The sequence below is a fragment of the Scytonema sp. HK-05 genome, from assembly GCF_963872035.1.
Taxonomy (GTDB): domain Bacteria; phylum Cyanobacteriota; class Cyanobacteriia; order Cyanobacteriales; family Nostocaceae; genus Kalymmatonema.
The window spans coordinates 1-7,074 of the sequence record NZ_CAWMYC010000019.1 but is presented as its reverse complement, the minus strand read 5'-3'; the positions used below and the strand labels follow the sequence as shown (position 1 = coordinate 7,074).

Below are 7,074 nucleotides of genomic sequence, written 5' to 3'. Positions count from 1 at the left end.
TGTGGTATTACAATGGTTATGATGTCAAAGCTCAACAGAAATGCTTGGCACATTTACGTCGCCATTTTAAAAAACGCTCTTAAGCTGCCAGGATTAAATAACCAAGAAATAGGAGACAATTTTGTCAAGCTGATTGACGAAGCATTTAAAAATTACGCAAATTTCCAACAAACCCAAAATTCAAGAGAGTTCTTTAATTGGGCTTGGGGGTTTAAAGTAAAAGTTAAGTCCTCGATTGATGAGTGGATGAACAAAGCTGGGGGAGAAGCGGGTAAGCTTTTACGATCGCTACCTTGCAAAACAGATCAATGGTGGTATTTTTTAGACCATCCAGAGCTATCTCCAGACAATAACTTAGCGGAGCGAACGCTCAGGCTAGCAGTAACAAAGAGAAAGGTTAGTGGAGGTTCCCGTTCAATGGAGCGGTTTAAACATACTGCCAATTTATTGACCGTAGTACAAACTTGTCGTCGTCAAGGACGCTCCGTAATTGAATTTTTTGAGCAAGCTATTTTAGCGATGGTTAATCCGGATATCCAAGCACCGTCTTTAATTCCTCAAATCTAGACCTGAATCCTTAACATCTCAAAAGTGTTCAGATTGCGGTGCAATTGTAAAAAAATCTCTTTCAACCCGTACCCATAAATGTACTTGTGGGTGTCAACTTCAAAGAGATGTGAACACAGCGATAAATATTCGCGCATCTTGCTAAACAAGCTACCGTCGGGCAGACGGGATGTAAAGCTGCTGGACTGGCGACCTCTACTCTAGTTGGTGAAAACCTGCGCTTAGCAAGTAACCAGGGTGAAAGCAGAATCCCCTGGCTTTCCGAACAAATAAGCGTAGCGAAATTTGTTCAGCCAGGGGAGTGTCAAATATATAGATGTGGCAGCAAAAGCTGCGAACGCGAATGAAATATTTCAGATCGCGGATGAGGAGGTGGAGTGGAACGCAAGCCCCAACGAAATCCGAGATTACATGATTCAATACGCTTTTATCAACAACCGCTGGGATATTCTCGTAACTTTTGAGTTGGGCGTGAATCCACCCCCAGACCGCAAGCAATACTGGCTAAAGAAATACCAGGAACAGTTGGGCAAGCCCGATATTGATTATTGGGGGGAGTGGAGCCGGAATCAGGAGGCACATCAAGTTTGCCAGGAGTTAACGAACTTGTTACAGCTTTCACGCCCATTGCCCGACGTGAAACTAATCCTCCAGTCATTGGCGTATCTTAATTTTCTGGGATATTTTTAGTTGTCCTCCATTAGTCTGACTTGAAGAATCTATATCACTTTCTTGTAAGTTCCGGATTCAACATTGTCGTTGGGAAATGTTTCTAAAATGACTATTTCTTTTCCGGTATTGACAATGAAGCCAGTCTGGGAGGTTTGTCGAGTGCTTCCGTCGGAGAAAGTGACAGGGTAGTCTACGTTTACGGTACAATCAGCATTGACCTCGTAAGTACCTTCGACAGTAAATTTAGAGATAACACCGCCAATATTGGCAGTGCCATTCCCACTCAAATTGCCTCTGCCGTCAAACTTGTGCAAGCCAACAGCACCAAAAGGGACAGTTCCGGGCAATCGAAACCCAGTAATTTGAAGTCCGTATAACCCTTGCAAAGTTGCATTTGTGCAAAAGCTACGTTGAGTAGTGGGTTGCTCCATTTTTGCAATAGCAATAGTTCCTATGCTAAAAATGCCCATGGTAAACGTAGCAGATAAAACAGATGTGACTGAAATTAGCTGGCTCAAGAAGGGACTAATTTGCTTTTGCAATGACATATCTGTCTCCTGAGCTTCTTCTAAAGTAGTGCGTACTTGAACATTTAAACAAAAAATTTAGGACTGGAGTCAGTTCTCGACTCTAGCCCTACTAGCAGTTTTAGACACAGCTAAGAGCAAAGCTGTAACGTTTATTTAACCAGGCTGTCCTAGTAGAGCAGCTTGAGTTCCTTCGCGTATGGTTCGTATTCCCTCATTCACGGCATTGAATGCGGTACCCGCCCCATTTATTGCCGCATTTCCTGTTCCTACAGTTGCTTGTCTCAACCCATCCAAAGTAGTATCAATACCTGTGTTAAGTGATTGAACTACACCACTTCCCCCGGTTCCACCTACTACTGCGATTAAATCAGCATCGCTAAGTTCTTCAAACAAGTTAGCTTTCAGTTCAGTGCTTTGGTTAGCCATGATACCCTCTAAAATTGTAAAAAGTTAAGTACTGAAGTTAATTGACACCAACTTATTTGTTAATTTAATTACACCTTGGTTAGAAGACAACCGAAGTCATAAGTACGTCTTTAGGTATAGTTGTTTATAAATTGTTAGAGAAAAAATCCCAATTATTACAAATTTACTAATTGACATGACCCACGCCACAATACCCCCGTCAGAATGACCACCATTTGCGCACTAGTCGGGAAATTGCCGTATGACGACATTCACCTAACACCAATACCAAAGGAAAAAATTTAGGGCTAGAGTCGAATGGCACTAAGAAAAGCTCTAAGCTATCACACGTAAAGATTTAAAGATTTAAAGCTTTAATCCCCTTGAGCAGTAGGCGGATCGGTCTGACTTTTCACGGGATGTGGAAAAGAAAGAATTGGTTCGCGCGAGTAACTTGCGCGAACCAATTAGGATTCTTTGTTGTATTTAGAAGTTTCTTGGGCGTTGCATAATGGCGGTATGAATTGAGGTAAAACTGGATGGAATGTCCGCGTTGTGGGTCGTCCCATATCCGTAAGAATGGAAAGATTCATAGGTAAACAGAATCACATTTGCTGTGATTGCGATCGCCAATTCATTGATCGCTATGAACCACCTCAAGGATACAGTGATGAAGTGAAACGGGAATGCCTGAAAATGTACGTTAATGGCATGGGCTTTCGTGGCATCGAACGGATCAAAGGTGTGCATCACACAACGTTGATTACTTGGGTAAAACTTGTAGGAGAACTCCTACCTGATAGCTACGAACCAGAGACGATTCCAGAAGTAGGTGAACTTGATGAACTGGAAACTTTTGTCGGCTCAAAAAAAACAAAATTTGGCTCTGGACAGCAGTAAATCATTTTACACAAGGTATTTTAGCGTGGGTCTTGGGTGACCATAGTGCCGAAACATTTCGACCATTATGGGATATCGTGAGCGCTTGGCAGTGTTATTTCTATATCACTGATGGATGGTCTGTCTATCCGGGTTTTATTCCAGAGGGTGATCAAATTGTCAGCAAGACATAAGTAGGTGGGTGCGAAAAAACCAAACTATGTAAAGATAAATAAATACAGAAAATGTATTTACCGAGGAAACTTAAGATATGGGTGCTCGTCTCAGGGTATTTCTGACTTGTGAGCAAGATAAAACCCTGCTAAACCTGAGAAGTGGGGATGTACCACAGAAAGTTAAAGACCGAGCAGAGGCAATCAGGTTAAATGCACATGGCTGGTACGTTGAGAAAATAGCTGCTCACTAAAACTTACGTCCCCAAACAGTGAGAGAGGTTTTACATAAATGGCAAAAACTGGGTCTGGAAGGACTTTGGGAATTACCCGGACGAGGAGGAAAACCGAAGTGGAAGGAACAGGACATAGTGTTTTTGGCTATATTGCCTCAAAAAAGAACCACGTACATACAACAGTCTTCAACAAGCGCAGAAATTAGAAGGCGAGCCTCCGGAGGAGGAGCTTCGCTAACGCCAAATTAAATTGAGTCCCGACAGATTAAGACGGGTGCTCAAAAAAAGGGGATCAATTGGAAACGTGCCAGGAAGAGCCACAAAGGAAAACAAGACCCCGTAGTACGAGCAGGAAAGCAAGCAGACTTAGATATGCTGGAATTATCTGCTGCTGCGGGAGAAATAGACTTAAAGTACCTAGATGAATCCGGGTTTTGTGTGTGGAGCGAACGCTTGTTACACCTATTACTTTAGAGGTGAGCAAAAACGTTTAGAACAAACAAAGCGTCGTGGTTGTAGATTAAGCATTATCGGTTTTCTCCAACCTTTAATTAGTTTTGTTTATGGTTTAGTGATTGGGGGTGTTGACCGCAAATCTTACATCACAATGATGGTTAAAGTTGCCCAACAAGCGGAAGAAACCAGACGTACTAGGGTAATCGTACAAAATAACGGACCGATACATCGATGTAAACAAGTGCAAAAGCTATGGTCAAAGTGGGAAAGCCAAGGTTTGTACATCTTTTTTTTGCCTGCATATTGCTCGCAGATGAACCCAATTGAATTGGAGTGGCACCACCTTAAAAAAGACGAACTATGTGGGCAAATATTTGATGATGAGTTAGACCTCGCTTACGCCGTGATTGATGGGGTTAAAGCTAGGGGAGAAAAAGGTAACTACACTACACAACGTGTCAAATTTGACTCTAATCGATCTGGTTAAGTTTTCGTTACATACTTATAAATTTTCCCGCCCACTTACTTTCATCCCTAAGAAAATAGGAAAGAATGAAATAACCCTAGAGCATAGCTACAATAATGGAAAGAATTACCGTTAGAGGTGGTAATGTGCCGAAAATTACACTCGAAGTCCCTGAAGAACTTTCTGAGCAACTGGCTAGTGTAGGCGATATTGTTCGCGCTAACGTTCCCAAGGGCAAGCATCAAGGTGTTCATCTAGGGCGTGTTTCTGTCCGAGAAAGCGGTGCTTTTGATGTGACTACTCCATTAGGAAAATTGCAGTCTATTCGTCACAAGCATTGTCAGCCAATCCATCGCAAAGATGGTTACTCGTACAGTTTTCAGCCAATGTCCACTATTGTCCAGTAAAACGTTGTTTAGAGGCGTCGCGATCGCCTTCTTGAACTCCTAGCCCTGAGTCTCCAACAGCCACCATTACCAGCCAATATCTGCCGACTTATGAGACTGTCAAAAAGGAAGGCTAAGGAGTTTTGCCATGAACACCCCAACAACAACCCAACTACCAGTCCCTCCTCACTTCAACTCTGAAGAAGTTGGCTATGTCTGGCGTGTACCTTACCAACAACGCGCAAAAGAAGCGAGAGAATGGGCAAAAAAACACAACATCAAACCAGCATCAGAAGATGAAACCCGCATTTGCCTACTTTTAATTGATGTGCAAAACACCTTTTGCATTCCTGAATTTGAATTGTTTGTAGGTGGAAAATCTGGGGCGGCTGCTGTAAATGATAATATCCGCTTGTGTGAATTTATCTATCGCTATTTAGGAGTCATTACTAAAATTATTCCTACGATGGATACCCATACAGCAATGCAAATTTTTCATTCCATTTTTTGGGTAAACCAGGCGGGTGAACACCCAACGCCATCTGCTACTAGCATCACACCAGCAGATATTGAAAAAGGGATTTGGAAAGTTAACCCAGGAGTTGCTTACAGTCTTGGCTACGACTACGAATTATTAGAAAAGCACGCTTATCACTATGTTAAGCAGCTCAGTCAAGATGGAAAATATCCACTAACAGTTTGGTCTTATCATTCTATGTTGGGTGGTATCGGTCATGCTTTGGTTTCTGCTGTGGAAGAAGCGGTATTTTTCCACTGCATTGCTCGTCATAGTCAAACGCAATTTGAAATCAAAGGGAATAATCCTTTAACAGAAAATTATTCTGTTTTGCGTCCAGAAGTTTTGGAAAGTTTTGATAAACGTCCCTTTGCACAAAAGAACACACGCTTGATTCAACAATTATTAGAATTTGATACTGTCATTGTTGCAGGTCAAGCCAAAAGTCACTGTGTCGCTTGGACAATTGACGACTTATTAACAGAAATCCAGCAAGTAGACCCGAATTTAGCGAAAAAAGTTTACCTGCTGGAAGATTGCACTTCCCCTGTTGTTGTTCCCGGTGTGGTGGATTATACGGAAGCAGCAGATGCAGCATTTGAGAGATTTGCAGCAGCAGGGATGCACCTGGTTAAATCTACGGAACCCTTTTTGAGTTGAGTAATGAGGGAGTGAGGGAGATGAGGGGGATGAGGGGGATGAGGGAGATGAGGAAATAATTTCTCCTTTAGTGTACTTCCTCCGTACTCCCTCACGGCTGGAGATACCCCTTAGGGTCTTGAGCAGTCCAACCTAAGGATGAACTAGAACGCACTTCAAAATGGAGATGGGATTGGCTGATGGTTGGTGTTCCAGTTGTACCCACAGTTCCGACTAGGTCTCCTTTTTTCACTTCTTGACCGACGGAGACTTTGATACTATCAAGATGGGCGTAACGGCTTTGCAAGCCGCCACTGTGATTAATGATGACCAATTTACCATAAGTTCCTTGCTCGTTGGCAAAGGCGACCGTACCTTCACCGATCGCTTGTACTGGCGTTCCTTTTGCTGCTAACAAATCCATACCACTATGGAAGAAGACTTCTCCATTGCTAGGATTAGTTTGCCAGCCATAGCCTACAGCCACAGTTGCGACTTCCGCTAAGGGATACCCAGCTAATTTACTGAGAGTGGAAGTAGAGGAGTTACCAGGGAACTGAGGTGTGGGAGATTCAGTCATAGGACGACTGGGTGAGCGATTTCGCTGGGGAACAAAAACGACTCTGGGATTTTTCTGACACCCATTCACGTCAAACAATACATCAGGACGAATTTTATATTTTGCTGCTATTTGTCGCCAGTTTTGACCAGGCGATACCTCAACAACGATTCCGTTATATGGAGGGATTTGAATTTCGCTACCAACGGCAATTTTACGGTTTTGTAAAGCCGAATTCATGGCGATAATAGTAGCTGGTGTGAGATTGTAGCGTTGCGCTATACTCTCCACAGTTTCTCCTGGTGCAACTTTATGTCGCTGGAAGCGTTCTAGGGCTGAGGTCTGGCAACCAGTTACAGAAGTTTGTGCCACTGCGGAGTATGGGTTTGTGTATACTAGCCCAAGGGTGCTGGTGACTATGCTACAGAGAAAAAGTAAACGATAGCAAAAAGTCATGTATATAAAGGAGGCACTCAATTATTCTAGATTTTAGATGGCAACAGTAGGTGATGAGAGGTGGTTAGTGCTATTTTTTGACCGGAAAACGAGACGCAAGCCCCTGGCTTTAGACATGGGGATAAGTCGCCAG

6 protein-coding genes and 4 pseudogenes are annotated in these 7,074 nt (G+C 43.0%); 7 read left to right on the top strand and 3 right to left on the bottom strand.

Annotated elements, in window-relative coordinates:
• From AACT52_RS04105 to AACT52_RS04095, 3 genes and pseudogenes are all read left to right on the top strand, one after another.
• A pseudogene (locus AACT52_RS04105) lies at window positions 1-567 on the top strand (IS66 family transposase); the annotation flags it as partial.
• Between the two features lie 13 nt (window positions 568-580).
• Window positions 581-840: pseudogene (locus tag AACT52_RS04100) on the top strand (zinc ribbon domain-containing protein); the annotation flags it as partial.
• Between the two features lie 45 nt (window positions 841-885).
• Window positions 886-1,257 carry a hypothetical protein gene (locus AACT52_RS04095; protein WP_143172994.1) on the top strand — a complete coding sequence of 124 codons (372 nt, stop codon included), beginning with the start codon at window positions 886-888 and terminating at the stop codon, window positions 1,255-1,257.
• Window positions 1,258-1,286: 29 nt separating this feature from the next.
• Here AACT52_RS04095 and AACT52_RS04090 read toward each other — a convergent pair whose 3' ends face one another.
• On the bottom strand, window positions 1,287-1,787 hold the full coding sequence (locus tag AACT52_RS04090; RefSeq protein WP_073636162.1) for a hypothetical protein: 501 nt from the start codon (window positions 1,785-1,787) through the stop codon (window positions 1,287-1,289).
• 135 nt (window positions 1,788-1,922) lie between these two features.
• Complete coding sequence (locus tag AACT52_RS04085) at window positions 1,923-2,195, bottom strand: hypothetical protein (protein WP_073636161.1); 273 nt, start codon at window positions 2,193-2,195, stop codon at window positions 1,923-1,925.
• 518 nt (window positions 2,196-2,713) lie between these two features.
• Here AACT52_RS04085 and AACT52_RS04080 point away from each other — a divergent pair.
• From AACT52_RS04080 to AACT52_RS04065, 4 genes and pseudogenes are all read left to right on the top strand, one after another.
• A pseudogene (locus tag AACT52_RS04080) lies at window positions 2,714-3,244 on the top strand (IS1 family transposase); the annotation flags it as partial.
• 80 nt (window positions 3,245-3,324) lie between these two features.
• Window positions 3,325-4,240 (top strand): annotated as a pseudogene (locus tag AACT52_RS04075) (IS630 family transposase); the annotation flags it as partial.
• 260 nt (window positions 4,241-4,500) lie between these two features.
• Window positions 4,501-4,791 (top strand): hypothetical protein, encoded by a 291-nt coding sequence (locus tag AACT52_RS04070; protein ID WP_073636160.1) that lies wholly within the window; start codon window positions 4,501-4,503, stop codon window positions 4,789-4,791.
• Between the two features lie 127 nt (window positions 4,792-4,918).
• Entirely contained in the window at window positions 4,919-5,947 is a 1,029-nt protein-coding gene (locus AACT52_RS04065) for a cysteine hydrolase family protein (protein ID WP_073636159.1), read from the top strand.
• A gap of 91 nt (window positions 5,948-6,038) precedes the next feature.
• On the opposite strand, the gene AACT52_RS04060 is transcribed toward AACT52_RS04065, so the two are convergent.
• Entirely contained in the window at window positions 6,039-6,941 is a 903-nt protein-coding gene (locus tag AACT52_RS04060) for a peptidoglycan DD-metalloendopeptidase family protein (protein ID WP_073636158.1), read from the bottom strand.
• Window positions 6,942-7,074 lie beyond the last annotated feature (133 nt).